Here is an 18,547-nt window from a genome sequence, read left to right on the forward strand (position 1 = left end):
ATATTGTAAAAGGTCATATGAAACGTGAAATAGAATGGAATGCAATTATTGAGTTAGGAGTTAGACCAATGAGTTTGAAATATGGAAGAGATACAATTGTAGAAATTGACTTAAATGCTGTAAAACATAATGTAAAAGAATTTAAAAAACATGTAAATGATGAAGAAATTAAGATGATGGCTGCTGTAAAAGCGAATGGGTATGGCCATGGGGCAGTTGAAGTTGCCAAAGCTGCAATTGAAGCTGGAATAAATCAACTTGCAGTTGCATTTGTAGATGAAGCAATAGAATTAAGAGAAGCAGGAATTACTGTGCCGATTTTAATTTTAGGATACACACCAGTAGCGGCTGTAGAAGATGTAATTCAATATGACGTTATGATGACTGTTTATAGAGTAGAAGATTTACATGGTATAAATGAAATTGCAAACCGTCTTCAAAAGAAAGTACAAATTCAATTGAAAATTGATACAGGAATGAGTCGTATCGGTTTACAAGAAGAAGAAGTTAAACCATTTTTAGAAGAATTAAACCGTATGGATTATATAGAAGTAGTAGGGATATTTACGCATTACTCTACGGCAGATGAAATCGATAAATCATATACGAATATGCAAACAAGTTTATTTGAAAAAGCTGTTAATACAGCGAAAGAATTAGGAATTCAAATACCATATATTCATAGTTCAAATAGTGCAGGATCAATGGAATTAAGTAACACATTTCAAAATATGGTGCGCGTTGGAATAGGAGTGTACGGTATGTATCCATCAAAAGAGGTGGATCATTCAGTCGTTTCTTTACAGCCTGCGTTGTCGTTAAAATCAAAAGTGGCTCATATTAAACATGCGAAGAAAAATCGTGGTGTAAGTTATGGGAATACGTATGTAACAACTGGTGAAGAATGGATTGCGACTGTACCAATTGGTTATGCTGATGGTTATAATCGTCAATTATCTAATAAAGGCTATGCGTTAATTAACGGGGTTCGAGTACCTGTAATTGGCCGTGTTTGTATGGATCAGTTAATGTTGGATGTTTCAAAAGCGATGCCAGTACAAGTAGGAGACGAAGTAGTATTCTACGGTAAACAAGGTGAAGAAAATATCACAGTAGAAGAAATAGCGGATATGTTAAGTACAATAAACTATGAAGTTACATGTATGCTAGATAGAAGAATTCCGCGTGTTTATAAAGAAAATGACGAAACAACTGCAGTTGTAAATATATTAAGAAAAAACTGAATCATTTAGATTCAGTTTTTTTATTTTTGGCAAGTGAAAAATGCTCTATTTGTACCGTACGATTGAATATTTTTAAAACCTACAGATTGTAATGCATGAGTAATTTCGTCTTTAGTGTAACATGTTTCTTTAAAAGAAAAGTCACTTCTTTTCCAAATATCATTTGTATCACGTGTAAATAATATGAAATTCATTTCTGCTTTTTTGTTTTTATTATCAAATGTAGAATCAATCGTACAAACATATTCTTTCTCTGAAATATGAAACGAAGCAATCCAGTTTTCAAGAAATCCTTTTTCCATATTCATATCAAATGCGAATATACCCTCGTTATGTAATACGGAGTAAACGTTGTGAAACACACTTTTTAGTTCATCTAAATTCATAATATGGTTTAAACTATCACCGGCAGAGATGACGTAGTGGAATTGCTCATTTATATTGAAATAGCGAGCGTCATCGACGAAAAAGGTTGCATCTGGCGCATTTTCACTTGCATATTCAATCATTTGAGTAGAACCATCTATACCAGTTACTACAAAATTATTATCAAGTAGTTTCCTAGTAAGATGACCAGTCCCGCAACAAAGATCTAAAATATGAGAACGTGGTTGTGCATATTGTAAAACGAGTTTTTCAAAAGCTAGATAGGAGTGTTCGGCAAAATGTCCCCAATGTTTATTATAAATAGATGCGAAAATATCGTAATCAGAATAAATAAGTTTTTTAGACATAAATATTCTCCGTGCTATTCATTAAATTATAATAGTCATGCTTCGTTTTAATTTTAAAACCACATTGTGTATATAGTTTTAAAGCATGGTTATTTTTCGTTTCGACGTCTAATTCAATTGTTGAAGTTCCTTCTGTAATAAGGGTATGTACCATATAACTAAGAATATCTTTTCCATATCCTTTACCTTGATAAGAAGGATGAACGGCGAATCCTGATAGTGTAGTAGATTGTTCTTGCTCAGTAACTGTAATTGTTCCAATAGCTTTTTCGTTAATAAGGGCACTGTAAACTTTATGAGAAGGTGAAGTCATCATTTTTTGTAACCATGTAGCCGTATTGTCTACTGAATCACCAAAAGCTTTACTAGAAATTTCAATAAGGTCAAGAAGTGATTCTGAAGCTGCAAGAGTAAGCTGTATATTACTTTCTGTTGTTTTTTGAATTTCGTTTGTTTTGAACTCCATACTATATTCACTATATAAATACGGTAACTTCATATGTTTTACAAATTCATTCCCAGAAATAGAATCCCCATTGATAATAAGAAGAGCTTCATCTGCCTCTCTATTTTGTATTTCTTTCATTGCAGTTTGTAAAAGGGTAGTTCCGAAACGTTGTTTTCTAAAATGAGGATGTACAAAGCCTATTAGTTCAAGCTTTGTTGGTCTTTCGAAATCATACATATTTAAAGTGCCAATTAATTGAGTACCGTTATAAAGAAGAAAATCGTTTATATGATCTTCATTTCGATTTTTTAAAAAGTTGATATGTAAATCTGAAGAGTAATCAAGATTGTCTTGTTGCCCGCAAATATAAGCCAAATCCTTCATTTGCTGTATTTCACTTTCTGTTACAGAACGCTTTTTCTGAATATCCATTGTATACTCCCTCTCAATTGTATTTAAAAATAGGATGGGTGACTTAACCATTCCTTTAATTCCACACTACCTTGCACAGATAACAGTCGGTATAAATAACGATATGGTCGTCTACATTCTTCAAGATGAGGAATAGGCATAATTGTTTCGTAACCACTTTTAAAGGCATGTGCTTCTTTTTCGGTAAGTACATATTCTAGTCCGATAAAATCAAACTCTCGCGGGGCAACCGCGTAAGCTTCAGTATCTACTAAACCCGTAATAGTTGTACCGTCATATAAAAATTGGGTAGGGTCCATATCAAGTAAGACGAGTGTAGCTTCTTTTGGTAGGGACAGGGAAGAAAGCTGTGATTCAAAGGTAGGAAAAGCATTTTGTATGCTTTCATCATCGGAATAAAACATATTCACAAGCTCTTTACTCACGTTTAAAATATGTGATTGGAATTCATCTAGTGGAACTTGGAACGTGCCTGACGGATTTCCTATAAAATCGGCTTTAAACTTATGTATTTCTGCAAGTCCTTTTCCTAGGCTAAATAAAATAGAATCTGGTTGCTCGATAAAAGATTGAACTGTGTTACCTACTAACTTTTCGACCACCACAAATTCACGGCCATTTAAAACATGTTTTTCTAATATTGTTGGGATAGGAAGATTCGTATGTTCTTGCAGCAATGTATGTACAGTTTCTAAATGATGGACGTTCCTTGGATCAATTCCAAATAGATTTTTACATCCCCACCAAAAATCATTATTTGGTTCTTCATTCATTTTAGAAGTACGAACGATAACTTCTGTATCTTCTGTTTGAACGAGAAAAACATCACTTGCATGATCTTCATAACCTGGGTGCAAGGCCTGAACGGATAGAATAGTTGAATTGAATAGTTGTTGTAGCATGAAAAGACTCCCTTTTCTGTAAATTCTATAAATTCATTATATAACAGATGATGTGTTATGAGGATAAAGATAAAAAGATTGAAAGCATAGTTACATTTATAGCGAAAATTCATTAAAAACATTATATTTCTACATTTTTGTGTGAATTGTCTAAAAATTATAGTAGTAAGACTCATATCTTTAAATCTATGAAGAGTAAAAGTAAAATTAAGCATTCATTTATAAGATTGTGAATCAAAATAATGTAGACTATAGAAAATATTTCTCAATAATAAAATGAAGAGAAAAGCATGAAGAAGTAGAATGCATTCATTTATAATAGACTTAAATTAATTAATATAATTAATTGTTAACTTTATAAGATTGACTGGATAGGAGAGAATATTATGGCAAATGTACTCGTAATAAATTTCCCTGGGGAAGGTCATATTAATCCGACTTTAGCTATTGTAAGTGAGTTAATCCAACGAGGAGAAACAGTTGTTTCGTATTGTATTGAAGATTATAGAAAGAAGATTGAAGCAACAGGTGCAGAATTCCGAGTGTTTGAGAATTTTCTCTCTCAAATTAATATTATGGAACGAGTAAATGAAGGTGGGAGCCCTTTGACGATGCTATCTCATATGATTGAAGCATCAGAGCGTATTGTTACTCAAATTGTAGAAGAAACAAAAGAGGAAAAATATGATTATTTAATATATGATAATCATTTTCCAGTAGGACGTATTATAGCGAATATTTTACAATTACCAAGCGTTTCATCTTGTACAACGTTTGCTGTTAATCAGTACATTAATTTTCATGATGGGCAAGAATCGAGACAAGTAGACGAAATGAATCCATTATATCAATCTTGTTTAGCGGGAATGGAAAGATGGAATAAGCAGTATGGAATGAAATGTAATAGTATGTATGATATTATGAACCATCCTGGTGATATTACGATTGTATATACTTCAAAAGAATATCAGCCGCGTTCAGATTTATTTGATGAATCGTATAAATTTGTAGGTCCATCAATTGCTACTCGAAAAGAAGTGGGGAGTTTTCCTACCGAAGATTTAAAAAATGAAAAAGTGATTTTCATTTCTATGGGAACAGTTTTTAATGAACAACCTGCTTTGTATGAAAAGTGTTTTGAAGCGTTTAAAGATGTAGATGCGACAGTCGTATTAGTCGTTGGTAAGAAGATAAATATAAGTCAATTTGAAAATATCCCGAAAAACTTTAAGTTGTATAATTATGTCCCGCAATTAGAAGTTTTACAGCATGCTGATGTATTCGTGACACATGGTGGTATGAATAGTTCGAGTGAAGCGTTATATTACGGTGTCCCATTAGTTGTAATTCCGGTAACAGGAGATCAGCCATTCGTTGCAAAACGATTGACTGAAGTAGGGGCAGGCATAACACTTAATCGTAACGAGTTAACTTCTGAATTGTTACGTGAGACTGTAAAGAAAGTAATGAATGATGTGACGTTTAAGAGAAATAGTCGTAAAGTGGGAGATTCGCTTAGAAATGCTGGTGGATATCAAAGGGCAGTTGAGGAAATATTTGAATTAAAAATGAAGCCGTACGTAAAGATTAAATAGATGTTAGAAACACACTTACTTTTAATTTGTAAGTGTGTTTCTAGTATTACGTGTTACATAAAAATAGCGATAAAGGTGAAACTTTTTTGTATATAAATCGATACCTTTGAATTAGTATTAAAATTACGTTAAAATAATACTAAGAAAATATATAAGTTTTGGGGGTAATGAATGAAGAAAGTATTTGAATACGTATTATTAACAATTGGCTCAATTATAGTAGCAGGTTCATTAGAGCTTATTTTAGCACCTAATGGATTAGTAGATGGCGGGGTAACGGCTATTGCTATTATGGCAAATAAAGTCGCAGAATTGCCGCTTTATGGTGTGTTCTTAGGAATTAATATCCCAATTTTATTGTTTACTGCAAAAGTAATGGGAAAGAAATTTTTTATCCGTACATCTTATGCGAATGTAGTTACAACACTCGGATTAATTTATTTAAAACCATTTCCAGCAATTACGACTTCTGAGTTATTAATTGTACTTTATGGTGGAGTGCTGTTCGGAATTGGTGTTGGGATTGTTGTTAAAATGGGTGGAGCAATTGACGGTTCGGAAATGTTAGCAGTTTGGATGAATAAACACTTTAATGTACCGATTAGTACTTTTTTACTTGCAGTAAATGCAGTTATTTTCATCTTTGTTGCCATTTTATTTTCAATCGAACAAGCGATGTTCTCATTAGCCATTTTCTATATTGTTACGAAAATGATTGATTTTATATTAGATGGTATAAATCAAGGTAAGAGCGTTATGATTATTTCTGGTAAGAATAAAGAAATAGGCGATTTACTTATGAAAGAATTGCAACTATCTGTTACGTATCTACATGGAGAAGGTGGTTTTTTAGGGGAGCATAAGAGAATCATTTATTGCATTACAAACCGATTCATTTATCCGAAAATGAAAGATCTCGTTCTCTCTGTAGATCCAACCGCTATAATTGAAGCTTCTTATTCAACAGAAACGACTGGTGTGAAACGTCCGGGAAGGAAAGCTAGGTCAGGTGAATAACTAGCAGAAGGCTGTCCAAAAAGTTATTTTGGAACAGCCTTCTTTTTTATTTTGTTGAATTGTTAGTATGTTACAAGTTAAACCCACTGTTAACAAGTTTCCTTGCAACTAGGGAACCAAGCGTTTTTCAATAATATAGCCAACGTTTCAATTTTATTTTCTGGAATGCTACCAAAACCGAGTAATACGTATGATTCCTTACGTAAATCATTCACGAAATCATATGGAGAAACCGGGTATAATTTAACGCTTTGTTTTTTAGCGGATTCAATCAGTTCGTTTTCATTCATACTGTTATGGACACATAAAACAATATGAAGTCCGGACTGTTCGCCAAGAATTTGAACATTAGCCCCCATTTCTTTCATAATGGATTTTACTAACGCATGATGTTTTCTTTTATATAGTGTACGACTCCGGTTAAGATGACGTTCCCAATTCCCGCTTTGTATAAAGTTAGCAAAAGCAAGTTGTTGTATTGTAGCGACTGTTTGTTTGAAAATTCCATGCAGTTCTTGATATGTTTTTAAAAGATGTGGTGGTAAAACAACATATCCCATTCGTAAAGAAGGTAAAAAAGATTTTGAGAAAGTCCCCATATAAATAACGCGTTCATTTGAATCAAGACTTTGCAAAGAAGGAATCGGCTTACCAGCGTAGCGAAACTCACCGTCATAGTCATCTTCAATAATGTATCCGCTGCAATCATTAGCCCACTTTAACAATTCTGTTCTTCTAGATAAAGGCATAATAATCCCGAGTGGAAATTGGTGTGATGGTGTAACGTATGCGACATTGGCATTTGTGTTATATAAGCTAGAAATATCAATACCTTTTTCATCCAATGGTATGGGATGAATTTGTCTATCACAGCTTTTAATGATTGCGTGTATACGGTGAAATCCAGGGTTTTCAATGCCGTATTCTTTTGTAGGGCCAAGCAGTTGAAGTAGTAGCCAGAGAAGTGGCTGCGTTCCGGCACCGATCACAATTTGATCAGGTGAAGAATGTACACCGCGAGAATGATATAAATATGTTGATATATGCTCTCGAAGAGCGAATTCACCTTGAGGGTCTTCTTTGGCAAATAGTGCATTTTCGTATTTAAGAATGGATTCTTGTAATGCTCGTTTCCAATTTGTAATCGGAAATGTATTTTGATCAATAAGCCCTTGGCTACAATCATATTCGAATTTTTCGTCTATTAAATTGCTCGTCTTCATTGCTGCATTTCGTTTTTTATTTGGGATAACGTCAATATCGAAATTTGCTACAAAAATACCACGTTTCGGTTTACTTTCTACATAACCTTCAGCTAATAATTGTTGATAAGCTGATTCAACAGTGATGCGGCTAATATTAAGTTGTGATGCTAAATTTCTGTGTGAGGGTAGACGTGTGCCAACAGAAATACTCCCTTGTATAATTTCAGCTTTTATATAGTCGTAAATTTGCAAGTAAATAGGTGTGTTACTTTGTAATTGCAATGGGATAGTAAAATCCATATAAAACTCTCCTTTAAAACTGGCCTTATAAAAAATAATTAAACTGTCACTTAAGTAAAGGGCAGTTACTTTCTATAATAATGATATAACATTTAGAAAATTAAATAAATAGTTAGAGGAGAGTTAAAAATGAATGTTAAAGAAGTAGTAACAGAAGAGCAATTACATGAAGTATTACCTGTTTTACAGCAATTAAGAACGAAACTTTCAAAAGAGGAAACAAGCTCTTTATTTCGAAATATGAAAGAAGAAAATTATAAATTATTTTCACTGCGTAATGAGGAGGATGAAGTTGTTAGCCTTGCAGGTGTAGCGATTTGTACGAATTTTTATAATAAGAAGCACGTTTTCGTATATGACCTTGTAACAGCAGACACACATCGTTCAAAAGGACATGGAAATGTATTACTTTCGTATATAGAGAACTGGGGAAAGGAAAACGGATGTGAATCTATCGTCCTCACATCAGCATTTGCAAGAATTGATGCTCATCGTTTTTATGAAAGAGAAGGGTATGATAAGGTGAGTTATTCTTTTCATAAAGAATTATAAATAATAAGAAGAAGCTGTCCCGCAAAAGTTGGGAACAGCCTCTTCTTATTTATTAAGTTATTATTGAACGGTAAATAGGTTGTAAGTTATGGTATATGTATTTGAAAAGGTTATATAGTGTATTTTGTCGAATTGTTTTAATTTAATAAAGAGAATGATTGGAGCGCTTATACTTGAAGAAAATAAAGAAACTATCAATCCCTAATGATGCTAGAGTTATCGTCATATCTGATATTCATGGAGAATTAAATCTTTTAAAAGAAGCACTATATAAAGTTAACTTTAAAGATGAAGATTATTTAATTATTAATGGAGATCTTTGCGAGAAAGGACGAGATAGCGTAGGTGTAGTAAACTACGTTATGAATCTTGTAAAGAACAATTCAAATGTTCACGTTGTTGAAGGAAATTGTGAAGTTTTAGTTGATGCTCTTCTAAATGAAAATCCTCGTCTTATTAATTATTTATGTACGAGAAAGCATTCAATTTTTAATGAATGGCTAGAGCAATTGGATTTTTCAGTTCATGAAGGCACTTCAATTCGTGAAGTGAGAGAAGCCTTGCTAAGTGAATTTTCACAAGAACTATATTGGCTAACGGAGTTGCCAACAGCGATTGAAACAGAAGATTATATTTTTGTGCATGCCGGGCTAGAAGATAGAGTAGATTGGAAAGAAACAGAGCGCAAAAATGCGATAGCAATGCCAGAGTTTTTTAATAAATCACATAAAGCAAATAAGTATGTAATAGTTGGTCATTGGCCTGTCGTGAACTATTCTGAAGAAGCACCGTCTAACAATCCAGTTATTGATGAGGAGAAAAAAATTATTGCAATAGATGGAGGAAATGCAATTAAAGAAGCAGGACAATTAAATGCATTTATTATTCAGAGGAAACAAACGGGCGATACGTTTTCTTATACATATGTAGACTATTTTCCAGGGTACGAAGTAATAGCGGATTTTAATGCGAATTCAGAAATGCAGGGCGGAGTGACATATCCGTATTATTACATAGAGCCTATCGAGAAGATGCAAGATTATACAGTATGTAAGCAAAAGGAAACAAATAAATTACTCACTGTAAAAAATGAATACATGAAACAACTTGAGTCAGGTAAATATACAGTGAAAACTGATATTTCTTGTGCGCAAATAAGCGTTAGAAAAGGAGATATCGTTTCTCTCATTGATGGTAGTTGTTCAGGATATGATTTAATTAAAAAAGATGGTGTAGAGGGGTGGATAGAGAAAGGCATTTTGCTTGAGCTGAAATAGGAGGGATGTAACCTCCTATTTTTTATTGCCTATTTTGCGCCTTCGTACTTCAATTAACCTTTTAAATTAGTGGACTGCCTGCTGTCTTTAATAAGTAAATAAATCGTACTCGGTAGAATGATAAGCGTCATTCCTAAAAGAATTGCTAGTATGCCATAACCTCTATAGGGAGCAGAAACGCTAAAAGGAAGTATCGCTAAAAAAATCCCTGCTATCATCATTGAAATACTACTAATATTTGAAGCTCTTTTTTCGAGGTGCTTATCATTCCATTCTAATGAAACGGTTGATTTAGTCGTATCAATTTTGGAACTGAAATAACCTATTAATATAAATAAAAGCCCTAATGCTAAAAATATGAAATGATCAAGAGGAAGTGAAAAGCCAAGAGCGATGAGGGCAATGACAATATCGACAAAAAATAAGAATAATAACATTGTGTTGCCGATCCAATGGAGAAATTTCTGGTTACTCACTGCTTTAGATAAAGCTAAAAATACAAAGAATAAGAAGAAACATATAATTATATTTACGATTACAAAAGTGCTTTTATCCATTGTTGATGTAGGCGTTCCATTGAAGTCCCATTTTGTAACAATATTTGATGGTAAGAAGAAATATAGAATAATATTTGTCGTAATAATAGTGAGAAATAAAGCAATACTAAATTGATTATTCATTGAATCACCAGCTTTCTAAATCAATAATTGGTATCTTATAACAAAATTATACAATATAATATATGATATTAGTTTTGATTTTTCTGAAAAAATATTATAATTATATATGAAATAAAGGTGAATGCAGGAGGGAATTATGCAAAAGGTTGTATTAAAGGGGAAGAAAGTTACAATTCGTACAATAGAAGAATCGGATATAGAAACATTATGGAATATCATATTTAAAGAAGAAAGCCCAGAATGGAAGAAATGGGATGCGCCATATTTCCCGTTCTCAATGCAAGAATACTCTTCCTATAAAGAGAAGATGCAAACTCGTTTGAAAGAAGAACCACTGTCAAATTTAATTATAGAAAATAACGGTCAAATCATTGGGACAGTCGGGTTTTATTGGGAATATAAACCGACGCGTTGGTTAGAGATGGGGCTTGTGATTTATGACCCAACATACTGGAATGGTGGATACGGTACAGAAACATTGACATTATATAGAGATTTGCTATTTGAAAAAATGGAGATTGGTAGAGTAGGAATCACGACTTGGTCTGGCAATGAACGAATGATGAAAGTAGCGGAGAAAATAGGAATGAGCTTAGAAGGTAGAATGCGAAAGTGTCGTTATTATAACGGAACATACTATGATTCTATTCGAATGGGAATGATTCGTGAAGAATGGGAAGCACTATGTGTAACGAAGGGGTGAGAAAGATTGTACGCTATTATTGCTAAATTTGATCGTGTATTTACTAATAAAATTACAGAACTGCAAAATGAATTAACGAATATAATGGGAACAAATCAATTAGCTGGAGTAGAACCTCATATTACGATTGCGGATTATAATGAGTTAGATGTTAATTTGTTTATTGAAAAATTAAAGGGATTTGTAGCTATTCAAGAAAGTATGTCTGCAGTCACTTTTCCTTCTGTTGGAACTTTTCCTACTAACGGTACGATTTTTCTAGCTCCGACTGTTACCGATGAATTGTTAAAACTTCATCATTCTTATCATGATTATTTTAAAAATTTTCATGACAATCCAAATTCATATTACGTACCGGGAAAATGGGTTCCGCATTGTACGATTGCGAATCATTTGAATTCAACTCAGTTTTTAAGTGCGATGGAGTATATATATGAGAATTTTGATGTTACAACAGCCTCGATTGAAAAGTTAAAATTAATTAAGGTGAATTATGAAAATGGTTCTGCCGTTTCTTCTAGTATATTAGCAGAATGTAATTTAAAGAGAATGGAGACATCGAGATGACATATATAATTAGAGAAATGAAGCAAGAAGACATTCACGCTGTACAATCAGTAGCAAAAATAGCTTGGCATGATACATATGAAGGCATTATTCCAAGAGAAATTCAAGACAGTTTTTTAGACGAGGCATATTCTGATGAAAAAATGAAATATCGTCTTAAAAATACACATTTATTCGTTGCGGAAGAAGAGGGAGAAGTAATAGGATTTGCTAACTTTTCACCTGTTAGACTACAAAATGAAGCGGAATTAGGTGCGATTTATTTGTTACCAGATCAGCAAGGAAAAGGGATCGGAAGTGCTTTATTACAAAGAGGGATTAAGGAATTAAATGGGATACGTAAATTGTACATACATGTAGAAGCAGCAAATGAAAAAGGAAAACGCTTTTATGAAGCGAAAGGTTTTGCTGAATTAGAGCAATTTGAAGAAGACTTTGAAGGACATATGATGCAGACAGTAAGGATGGTTTTATATGTATAAGGAGGACTAGCAATGAAAATTTTTGATTTTAGTTAAAAAGTAGGAAAGCACATATCGGTATTTCAATCTAATTTCATAATGTCGAAAATAGTAAACCATCAAGGAAATGTACATATCGGTGCTATGCGTTTACAAGAGAATGGAATCATCGGTTATCATGAAGCAGTTGTATCTCAACTGCTTCTTATTGTGGACGGAGCAGGATATGTATGTGGGGCAAATAAAAAAAAGATAAAGGTAGAGGCGGGACAAGCTGTGTTTTGGGAGAAGGGAGAGCCCCATGAAACAAGTACAGAACAAGGATTAACGGCAATTGTTATGGAGGCGGAGAATCTTGAACAAGGGATAGTAATGCCTATTATTCCAGGGGAGTTGTGAAAAATGATAATTAAGGCAAATCAAGAAGATACCAATGAAATATTAAAACATACAGCTCAAGCGCTTTTTGAAGGGACGAGAGGAAATTGTCAATTAAGTACCGAGAAAGCGATTGAAATTACAAAGCCGATTGTAGAAAAAGGAGCATTTTATTTAATCATTAAAGAAGAAAATAAAGTAATGGGATGGATATTAATAGGGGAAAATACAGACTATTTTTCTTGTGAAAAACTTGGATTTATATATGAATTGTACGTTTTCCCAGAATATCGCGGGAAAGGATTATCGAGAGAACTGATGGAAGCTGGTATTAAGGAATTGAAGGAGAAGTATTCAGAAATTAGGTTGAATGTATTTACTGGGAACTTTGCAAAAGAGATGTACGAAGAGTTTGGGTTTGTTGAAAGACAGGTAATTATGACTTTGAAGTGAGTATAATAGTCTGAATGAGGGAAGCGAAAGCATGAGAAAAGAAAATGAGTATGTATAAAAGCCGATTTTAAATCGGCTTTTAATTATCGATACATCGTCTATTCTTATATTTTCTATGTTATTGCCATATAGCCTACCTAAAAAGATGGCTCTTATTATTTTTGTTTTAATTTTAGGAGCTATTTCCTTAGGGGCGAATAAAGTGGTAGGACGAATACATAACAAATTTAAACAATAATAAAGTTTGAAAAAGGATAGGGATAATCCACTATTAATTAGGAAAAGAAACGGGATTATACGTTAGAGATGGTTATAGGATAGGTGATACTAATAAATTGAAGGATTAAGAGAGGGGCATATTAATATACAATCATTTAAGGCCGGAAAATATATTACATATGTTGCAATTGCTATATTACTTGTAGTCGCTATTATGTCTCCTTATGAATTACCTAAAAAGATTGGCTTTATTATAGGTGTTCTTATTTTAGGGGTATGTGCACTTGGTACTAATAAACTTTACGAACGGATATTCCTTATATGGAAGATATAACTGTAACTCAAAAAATGCACGATTTTAGTAGTATTGTAGGTTATGATGAGTATACAGCCAAGGTAGGTGCGGAATATAGTTCGCGCAAGTATGAATTGCTTTTAGAGAAAATTGATGTTCCGGATATTATTCCGTATTTCAGTGATCACGATATAACAATCCGCTTAGAATTGGGAGTAGGGACTTATGGGTATAAGCTTCACATGGGTCAAGAGAAAGGTTTTTATGCATCATACGAAGGTTTTGGAGGAGGTTTTTTCTTGAAACCTGAAAAAAAGGAGTAATCACACATGTTTAAACAAGGACGTATTTTGATGTATATTTTTACCGCGGTTTTATTTTTTTCTTCATTCTTTTTTCCGCAGCCAATGGAAAAAAGGTTTTTAACAGCTATTGCAGCATTGATTATTGGTGGAATAGGTATTGGAATTTCCTATCTATTAGAAATTTTGAGTAACAAGTCGAATATATCTAAAAAGAACGGAGAATGACGATGGAGCTTTTCCCGATTGGTTCAGTTGTGAAGCTAAAAGATCTAAACCAACCTGTTATGATTATTGGAAGAATGGTCATTTCAGCAGATAAACTTGATTTTGATTACGTAGGGGTTCTTTATCCGGTTGGTTATTTAGGCGATGAAAAAGTGTTATGCTTTAATCATGATAAGATTGTAGAGGAAATACATAGAGGGTATTTGAATGAGAGTGAATTAATTTTACGTGAGAGATTAGTAGAATTGTAAAAATATTGAAAAATACATATTGATTTTAAAAATACGATAGGGGAAACAAAATGGGAAAGATAATGAGAACTATAGTAATCATTGGCATACTTGTTCCTCCAGTGCTGCTGTGGAGTGCACCTGGTATTCCTTTAAATGATAAACTGCTGTTTACAGGTTTACAACTAACTGTAGGATTCACCACAGTAGTAGCGTTAGAGATTATATTTAAAAATCGAAAAAAGAAGAGGGCAAAATAGAGATAGATTGTATGGAATAACAGCTGAAAATATGTAACATGTATTATTAATCGTTTTACTTGGGAGGTGACCTACTGGTTGCCTCTTTTAACGTTATGCTTATAGTTTTATCTGAAAAAGAAAAAAGGAGCAATCAAGCATGTTTAAACAAGGGCGTATTTTAATGTGTACTTTTACCGCAGTGCTATTTTTTCTCCCTTCTTCTTTCCACAGCCAATGGGAAAAAAGGTTTTAACAGCTATTGTTGCTCTAATTATTGGTGGAGTATGTATTGAGATTTCCTGTTTATTGGAAAATTTCAGTAGCAAGTCGAAAAATATATCTAAATAAGAAAAGAGAATAACGATAAAGCGTTCCTAATTGGTTCAGTTGAAAAGATAAAAGATTTAAATTGTTTTTTTATGTTATAAAAATTAACAAGCGTTAACAAGTAAATGCGTAGTATATCATATAGTAACGGCAAGCGGAGTACATGTGAATAGATATTAGTTAAGAAGAGGCTACTTATAATAGGCAGCCTCTCCTGCGTGTATTATGCATTATTATCGATACATCGTCCACATCCCAATGTCTTTAAACCCTAGTCGTTTATAAATTCGTCCAGCAGCTGGATTGTTATAAAATAAACAAAGTGTTCGGCCTTCTTTCGTAAAGTCTTGAATCATTTTTTGTAATATGAGTGAAGCGTAGCCATTTCCGCGATAATTCGGGTGTGTACATACACCAACTACCATAGCAGATAATGAATTTTCAGCGGAAGTAGAGGCGGATGCGATGATTGCACCGTCTTTTTCAATATAATATGTACGTCCTGTATTTGTTTCGATAGCCTGCCTTAATATTTTCTCTGATTCATTAGTAGTCGGAAATTCAGCGATGTCACTTCTTAATTGCATAATTCGCTCTACATCATCTAGTGTGGCAAGTTTAATTGTTTCTTGGATAGGCGTGCTAGGTAAGTTGTTGTCATTTAGACATTCGCAAAAATACATTTCATTTTTGGCGCCTAATTGTAGACTTGGAGAAGTTTCAAACCTTTCTACAATAGTTGACTTGCCAGAGAGTTTAAGCGGTTTATATGCGGAAAGAAGTGCCTCATAATCAATGGTAACAAAGTCTTCTTTACTATATGGTATAAATGAATCGTGGAATCGGAGTAGAATTGATTTTAATGTCCCATTCTCTTTAAATACTCCCCATAATTCTTGAAAATCTGTGTCATAACCGAAAGCTTCAATATCTCCAATAATAAACAAGTTAATGGCTGCTTCTTCTTTTAGGTAAGCGAATACTTGTTCATGATCTTTCTTTGTTAATTTTCGCATCATAACGAATCGACTTCTTTTTTTTATTTTTTCTAAATATTACAACTTAAGTTTTTTGAAATCAATATAAAATTTTATGTTTAGTTCACAAACTTTCGGAAAAACTAGGAAAGATATGACAAAGGAGGTTATGAACGGTGGATCATCCAATTCAAGGGTTAATGAAAGCAGCAATGGAAAATTTAAAAGAAATGGTTGATGTAAATACGATTGTTGGAGAGCCTGTTCAAACGGCTGACGGTGGTGTGGTGTTAACGGTTTCTAAAGTAGCGTTCGGTTTTGGAGCAGGAGGTTCTGATTTCCAAACGAATGATGGACAAAGAGCGAACGGTAACCCTGCATTTGGTGGCGGTAGCGCGGGTGGTGTTTCTATTACACCAGTAGCATTTCTTGTGGTGAATAAAGATGGAGTAAATATTCTTCATTTACAAAATGCGACACATTTAGCAGAAAAAATGATTGAATTAGCTCCACAAACAATTGATAAAATTCAATCGATGTTCCAAAAAGAAGAAAAGAAAGAGGGAAATCATCATCCTCAAAACCCTGATGAAATCCTTTAAAAACGCCTGCTTATGAGCAGGCGTTTTTTCTTGTAATCACTATGTAATAAAACACATGAAATTGTAAATAGTTTTTGAAGTTTTTTCTATGTTTCTAAAATTTTTCATGTTAAAATATGCTATAGAATTGAAACATATAAAACGAAGGTGGCTAGGTGCTTTGTCTGGAGGATCTGACCAAGTAAAGAATATGATATATATTAATGGTAATCGTCGAGGTCATTGTTTTATTACATCAGGAATTACGTTTAAAGAGTTTGCGAGTAACATCCCTTCACCGCTTCATCAAGTGTTGCTTTTGAAGCACAACTTTGAATGGACGGATTTTCATTATCATACTTTATTTGAATATGTTGAGGAAGAAAATATACATAAGTTAATTCAAGCAGAGATTGATGAATTTGATGAATTTTGTTGGGTAGATTTTGATGATGCAAGCGATTTAGATGAATTAGAGCCGAAAGAAATTGCAGAATTATTATATTTGGCTCACAAAAAAGAACCACTTGCAAGAACATTCTTTCCGTTACTGAAAAATAGATTTGTTTATTTTTCACATGATGACGGATGGTACAACAAAGTGTATTATCGTAGAATTGCCGATTTTGTAGGAATGTTAAGTAAAGTCATTCCGTATAAACTCGGTGCTTTCGGTAAGAAACGTTTTTCTTTCTTTCAAAAATCAAAAATTTTCCCAGCGATTTCAAAAGAATTGATTATGGGACTTATTCCACTAATGGAAGATGGTCTTTACATTGATCTAGCAGGAAAAATTGAGTCAAGAAGAGGTCTTGAAATTCCGGTATATGTAGTTGGTTCGTATGAAAGTACGGATGAGGTACTAGATAACATTGATGAATTGAAAGAACAAGCAACAGAAACAGGTTGGCTCATTTTTGATAAGAAAGAACAAGAGTGGCAATGGGTTGTTGACTAAGAAAACTTGGCGCATGAAGTCAAGTTTTCTTGTCATTTGAAAGGAGAAAAAATGAAGAAATATTATACAATTGTGGGTATTGTAAGTATTATTCTCGTGGCGATACTACTTATTACTTGTCCGAAAGAATCTGATTTTAATTTGTATTTAGAGGATAAGTATGCGTTGAATTGTAATGAGAGTAGTTTTGAATGCACGCAAAATGTAGATGGTAAAAAAGAAAAACTACAATTTGAAAGTACAGATGCACGAAATGGTGTATTCTTTATGACTGTAAAGCAAACATTTAAAACAGAAGCTGGTGTTTCAAAAGAATATAGCGGAGTAGGAATGTTTGGTACATTTCTTTTTGTTTCAGAGAAGACTTTCTAGTAATAGAAGGTCTTTTTTTTATGCTTATGTTCATATAGATGAAGTAAGACAAGCATAGGAGGGATAGCGATGAAGAACACATGTATCGTTTGCGGTGGTGAGGAGTTTTTTTCCTCAACATTATATGCACGTACGAAACAAGATTGGGCATATGCACCAAACATGTATCGGTTTGAAAAAGTATTTATTGAGCATAGGGATGAAGAAAATTATCCAGTGTTTCAAGAAATTACAGCGAAACATTGTTGTGGATGCGGTCATATTATGTTGTATCATGAATGAACACACCAAGTATAACTTGGTGTGTTTTTTTAAAACGCTGACAAAGCAAGCGGATAAAGTAAAGTAAATAAAACAGAAAAACTACCAAAACCAATTGCTGTATATCCAAGTGTTCTTGCTCCGAAATTGACAGCTAATAGGCCAACTAAAATTGCTAGGGAGCCGAGCGTAACTGGATAAAAAGCAATGGAGAATAACGAAAGAAATAAAGCGACATAGCCTACCATTGCGCCGGTATTTGTACCTTCTATTTCATTTGCAATTTCTTTACGCTTATGTCTAATTGGTATGCCAGCTGGTGATATTTCAGCAGCATACTCTTCGTTTTTTTCACCACTTTTAAAATGATGATTTCTCTTTCTTCGCATGTACATCCCTCTCTTTCAATTGGGTGTACCTATAGTATCTTACATAAAGGTAAGAACATGAGTATGAGTTAAACCCAAGTAAAGCAAAAAATGGAGAATACGTATTCCATCGTTAACATATCCATTTCCTATTGAAGATAAAGTGCGGGATTTTTTCCATCACGACTGATTATCAGCCAGCAACAATTGGATTTTTATGAGCAGTTCTCTCCCATTAA

General features: G+C 33.4%; 26 protein-coding genes and 1 pseudogene. 20 read left to right on the forward strand and 7 right to left on the reverse strand.

Going from position 1 to position 18,547, the window contains the following annotated elements; all coding sequences use genetic code 11:
• The first annotated feature begins 68 nt into the window (after positions 1–68).
• Complete coding sequence (alr, locus tag BUA87_RS01720; RefSeq protein WP_071714446.1) at positions 69–1,244, forward strand: alanine racemase; 1,176 nt, start codon at positions 69–71, stop codon at positions 1,242–1,244.
• Positions 1,245–1,264: 20 nt separating this feature from the next.
• Here the strand turns inward: alr and BUA87_RS01725 are convergent, their stop codons facing one another.
• The 3 genes from BUA87_RS01725 to BUA87_RS01735 are packed head-to-tail and all read right to left on the reverse strand — an operon-like array spanning position 1,265 to position 3,760.
• Positions 1,265–1,978: a class I SAM-dependent methyltransferase gene (locus tag BUA87_RS01725; RefSeq protein WP_065228709.1), complete on the reverse strand. Its 714-nt coding sequence runs from the start codon at positions 1,976–1,978 to the stop codon at positions 1,265–1,267.
• Entirely contained in the window at positions 1,971–2,858 is an 888-nt protein-coding gene (locus BUA87_RS01730; RefSeq protein WP_069355469.1) for a GNAT family N-acetyltransferase, read from the reverse strand. Before BUA87_RS01730 ends, BUA87_RS01725 begins: the two co-directional genes overlap by 8 nt.
• A 23-nt stretch (positions 2,859–2,881) precedes the next feature.
• The gene (locus BUA87_RS01735) at positions 2,882–3,760 is read right to left on the reverse strand and encodes an aminoglycoside phosphotransferase family protein (RefSeq protein WP_000941378.1); all 879 of its coding nucleotides are present in this window, start codon (positions 3,758–3,760) and stop codon (positions 2,882–2,884) included.
• Between the two features lie 386 nt (positions 3,761–4,146).
• Between BUA87_RS01735 and BUA87_RS01740 the strand changes: the two genes are divergently transcribed.
• Both BUA87_RS01740 and BUA87_RS01745 read left to right on the forward strand, forming a co-directional pair.
• Positions 4,147–5,355, forward strand: coding sequence for a macrolide family glycosyltransferase (locus tag BUA87_RS01740; protein WP_000024463.1), 1,209 nt, complete (start codon positions 4,147–4,149; stop codon positions 5,353–5,355).
• A 171-nt stretch (positions 5,356–5,526) separates the two neighbouring features.
• Positions 5,527–6,372 (forward strand): YitT family protein, encoded by an 846-nt coding sequence (locus tag BUA87_RS01745; protein WP_000755122.1) that lies wholly within the window; start codon positions 5,527–5,529, stop codon positions 6,370–6,372.
• An 89-nt stretch (positions 6,373–6,461) separates the two neighbouring features.
• Here the strand turns inward: BUA87_RS01745 and BUA87_RS01750 are convergent, their stop codons facing one another.
• A complete protein-coding gene (locus tag BUA87_RS01750; protein WP_000348019.1) occupies positions 6,462–7,877 on the reverse strand; it encodes a MocR-like pyridoxine biosynthesis transcription factor PdxR in 1,416 nt (471 codons plus the stop codon).
• A 129-nt stretch (positions 7,878–8,006) separates the two neighbouring features.
• Between BUA87_RS01750 and BUA87_RS01755 the strand changes: the two genes are divergently transcribed.
• Both BUA87_RS01755 and BUA87_RS01760 read left to right on the forward strand, forming a co-directional pair.
• Positions 8,007–8,429, forward strand: coding sequence for a GNAT family N-acetyltransferase (locus BUA87_RS01755; protein ID WP_001101121.1), 423 nt, complete (start codon positions 8,007–8,009; stop codon positions 8,427–8,429).
• Between the two features lie 173 nt (positions 8,430–8,602).
• On the forward strand, positions 8,603–9,706 hold the full coding sequence (locus BUA87_RS01760) for a metallophosphoesterase (RefSeq protein WP_000721394.1): 1,104 nt from the start codon (positions 8,603–8,605) through the stop codon (positions 9,704–9,706).
• Positions 9,707–9,759: 53 nt separating this feature from the next.
• Here BUA87_RS01760 and BUA87_RS01765 read toward each other — a convergent pair whose 3' ends face one another.
• The gene (locus tag BUA87_RS01765; protein WP_001064609.1) at positions 9,760–10,386 is read right to left on the reverse strand and encodes a DUF1648 domain-containing protein; all 627 of its coding nucleotides are present in this window, start codon (positions 10,384–10,386) and stop codon (positions 9,760–9,762) included.
• A 136-nt stretch (positions 10,387–10,522) separates the two neighbouring features.
• On the opposite strand from BUA87_RS01765, the gene BUA87_RS01770 reads away from it, so the two are divergent.
• The 11 genes and pseudogenes from BUA87_RS01770 to BUA87_RS32085 all read left to right on the forward strand — a co-directional run bounded on the left by BUA87_RS01770 (position 10,523) and on the right by BUA87_RS32085 (position 14,812).
• Positions 10,523–11,089: a GNAT family N-acetyltransferase gene (locus BUA87_RS01770; RefSeq protein ID WP_001174782.1), complete on the forward strand. Its 567-nt coding sequence runs from the start codon at positions 10,523–10,525 to the stop codon at positions 11,087–11,089.
• Positions 11,090–11,095: 6 nt separating this feature from the next.
• Positions 11,096–11,656, forward strand: coding sequence for a 2'-5' RNA ligase family protein (locus BUA87_RS01775; RefSeq protein WP_000270856.1), 561 nt, complete (start codon positions 11,096–11,098; stop codon positions 11,654–11,656).
• On the forward strand, positions 11,653–12,138 hold the full coding sequence (locus tag BUA87_RS01780) for a GNAT family N-acetyltransferase (RefSeq protein WP_000221051.1): 486 nt from the start codon (positions 11,653–11,655) through the stop codon (positions 12,136–12,138). The genes BUA87_RS01775 and BUA87_RS01780 overlap by 4 nt, the downstream gene beginning before the upstream one ends.
• 51 nt (positions 12,139–12,189) lie before the next feature.
• The gene (locus BUA87_RS01785; protein WP_234410009.1) at positions 12,190–12,516 is read left to right on the forward strand and encodes a cupin domain-containing protein; all 327 of its coding nucleotides are present in this window, start codon (positions 12,190–12,192) and stop codon (positions 12,514–12,516) included.
• 3 nt (positions 12,517–12,519) lie between these two features.
• Positions 12,520–12,948: a GNAT family N-acetyltransferase gene (locus tag BUA87_RS01790; protein ID WP_000584233.1), complete on the forward strand. Its 429-nt coding sequence runs from the start codon at positions 12,520–12,522 to the stop codon at positions 12,946–12,948.
• 364 nt (positions 12,949–13,312) lie between these two features.
• Complete coding sequence (locus BUA87_RS01795) at positions 13,313–13,501, forward strand: hypothetical protein (protein ID WP_003270359.1); 189 nt, start codon at positions 13,313–13,315, stop codon at positions 13,499–13,501.
• Positions 13,489–13,785: a hypothetical protein gene (locus tag BUA87_RS01800; protein ID WP_002093967.1), complete on the forward strand. Its 297-nt coding sequence runs from the start codon at positions 13,489–13,491 to the stop codon at positions 13,783–13,785. Before BUA87_RS01795 ends, BUA87_RS01800 begins: the two co-directional genes overlap by 13 nt.
• A 6-nt stretch (positions 13,786–13,791) precedes the next feature.
• Positions 13,792–13,992, forward strand: coding sequence for a hypothetical protein (locus BUA87_RS01805; protein WP_000476183.1), 201 nt, complete (start codon positions 13,792–13,794; stop codon positions 13,990–13,992).
• A gap of 2 nt (positions 13,993–13,994) precedes the next feature.
• Positions 13,995–14,243 (forward strand): DUF4176 domain-containing protein, encoded by a 249-nt coding sequence (locus BUA87_RS01810; RefSeq protein WP_000418713.1) that lies wholly within the window; start codon positions 13,995–13,997, stop codon positions 14,241–14,243.
• 50 nt (positions 14,244–14,293) lie between these two features.
• Positions 14,294–14,482 carry a hypothetical protein gene (locus BUA87_RS01815; protein WP_000516417.1) on the forward strand — a complete coding sequence of 63 codons (189 nt, stop codon included), beginning with the start codon at positions 14,294–14,296 and terminating at the stop codon, positions 14,480–14,482.
• A gap of 139 nt (positions 14,483–14,621) precedes the next feature.
• A pseudogene (locus BUA87_RS32085) lies at positions 14,622–14,812 on the forward strand (hypothetical protein).
• Positions 14,813–15,024: 212 nt separating this feature from the next.
• Here BUA87_RS32085 and BUA87_RS01820 read toward each other — a convergent pair.
• Positions 15,025–15,810: a GNAT family N-acetyltransferase gene (locus BUA87_RS01820; protein WP_000984744.1), complete on the reverse strand. Its 786-nt coding sequence runs from the start codon at positions 15,808–15,810 to the stop codon at positions 15,025–15,027.
• Positions 15,811–15,944: 134 nt separating this feature from the next.
• On the opposite strand from BUA87_RS01820, the gene ytfJ reads away from it, so the two are divergent.
• From ytfJ to BUA87_RS01840, 4 genes are all read left to right on the forward strand, one after another.
• Complete coding sequence (gene ytfJ, locus BUA87_RS01825) at positions 15,945–16,370, forward strand: GerW family sporulation protein (protein WP_000349991.1); 426 nt, start codon at positions 15,945–15,947, stop codon at positions 16,368–16,370.
• Positions 16,371–16,530: 160 nt separating this feature from the next.
• Positions 16,531–17,307: a hypothetical protein gene (locus tag BUA87_RS01830; RefSeq protein WP_000014088.1), complete on the forward strand. Its 777-nt coding sequence runs from the start codon at positions 16,531–16,533 to the stop codon at positions 17,305–17,307.
• Positions 17,308–17,358: 51 nt separating this feature from the next.
• Positions 17,359–17,679 (forward strand): hypothetical protein, encoded by a 321-nt coding sequence (locus BUA87_RS01835; protein WP_000761185.1) that lies wholly within the window; start codon positions 17,359–17,361, stop codon positions 17,677–17,679.
• 69 nt (positions 17,680–17,748) lie between these two features.
• On the forward strand, positions 17,749–17,961 hold the full coding sequence (locus tag BUA87_RS01840) for a hypothetical protein (protein ID WP_000798747.1): 213 nt from the start codon (positions 17,749–17,751) through the stop codon (positions 17,959–17,961).
• A gap of 29 nt (positions 17,962–17,990) precedes the next feature.
• Here BUA87_RS01840 and BUA87_RS01845 read toward each other — a convergent pair whose 3' ends face one another.
• Complete coding sequence (locus BUA87_RS01845) at positions 17,991–18,329, reverse strand: hypothetical protein (RefSeq protein ID WP_001253201.1); 339 nt, start codon at positions 18,327–18,329, stop codon at positions 17,991–17,993.
• Positions 18,330–18,547: the final 218 nt, after the last annotated feature.

The organism is Bacillus sp. bc15, from assembly GCF_900142585.1.
Classification (GTDB): domain Bacteria; phylum Bacillota; class Bacilli; order Bacillales; family Bacillaceae_G; genus Bacillus_A; species Bacillus_A cereus.

Coding starts and splice junctions, on each gene's coding strand:
- alr (WP_071714446.1), top strand. CDS start 69: ATGAGTTTGAAATATGGAAGAGATACAATTGTAGAAATTGACTTAAAT.
- BUA87_RS01725 (WP_065228709.1), bottom strand. CDS start 1,978: ATGTCTAAAAAACTTATTTATTCTGATTACGATATTTTCGCATCTATT.
- BUA87_RS01730 (WP_069355469.1), bottom strand. CDS start 2,858: ATGGATATTCAGAAAAAGCGTTCTGTAACAGAAAGTGAAATACAGCAA.
- BUA87_RS01735 (WP_000941378.1), bottom strand. CDS start 3,760: ATGCTACAACAACTATTCAATTCAACTATTCTATCCGTTCAGGCCTTG.
- BUA87_RS01740 (WP_000024463.1), top strand. CDS start 4,147: ATGGCAAATGTACTCGTAATAAATTTCCCTGGGGAAGGTCATATTAAT.
- BUA87_RS01745 (WP_000755122.1), top strand. CDS start 5,527: ATGAAGAAAGTATTTGAATACGTATTATTAACAATTGGCTCAATTATA.
- BUA87_RS01750 (WP_000348019.1), bottom strand. CDS start 7,877: ATGGATTTTACTATCCCATTGCAATTACAAAGTAACACACCTATTTAC.
- BUA87_RS01755 (WP_001101121.1), top strand. CDS start 8,007: ATGAATGTTAAAGAAGTAGTAACAGAAGAGCAATTACATGAAGTATTA.
- BUA87_RS01765 (WP_001064609.1), bottom strand. CDS start 10,386: ATGAATAATCAATTTAGTATTGCTTTATTTCTCACTATTATTACGACA.
- BUA87_RS01770 (WP_001174782.1), top strand. CDS start 10,523: ATGCAAAAGGTTGTATTAAAGGGGAAGAAAGTTACAATTCGTACAATA.
- BUA87_RS01780 (WP_000221051.1), top strand. CDS start 11,653: ATGACATATATAATTAGAGAAATGAAGCAAGAAGACATTCACGCTGTA.
- BUA87_RS01790 (WP_000584233.1), top strand. CDS start 12,520: ATGATAATTAAGGCAAATCAAGAAGATACCAATGAAATATTAAAACAT.
- BUA87_RS01800 (WP_002093967.1), top strand. CDS start 13,489: ATGGAAGATATAACTGTAACTCAAAAAATGCACGATTTTAGTAGTATT.
- BUA87_RS01805 (WP_000476183.1), top strand. CDS start 13,792: ATGTTTAAACAAGGACGTATTTTGATGTATATTTTTACCGCGGTTTTA.
- BUA87_RS01810 (WP_000418713.1), top strand. CDS start 13,995: ATGGAGCTTTTCCCGATTGGTTCAGTTGTGAAGCTAAAAGATCTAAAC.
- BUA87_RS01815 (WP_000516417.1), top strand. CDS start 14,294: ATGGGAAAGATAATGAGAACTATAGTAATCATTGGCATACTTGTTCCT.
- BUA87_RS01820 (WP_000984744.1), bottom strand. CDS start 15,810: ATGATGCGAAAATTAACAAAGAAAGATCATGAACAAGTATTCGCTTAC.
- BUA87_RS01835 (WP_000761185.1), top strand. CDS start 17,359: ATGAAGAAATATTATACAATTGTGGGTATTGTAAGTATTATTCTCGTG.
- BUA87_RS01840 (WP_000798747.1), top strand. CDS start 17,749: ATGAAGAACACATGTATCGTTTGCGGTGGTGAGGAGTTTTTTTCCTCA.
- BUA87_RS01845 (WP_001253201.1), bottom strand. CDS start 18,329: ATGCGAAGAAAGAGAAATCATCATTTTAAAAGTGGTGAAAAAAACGAA.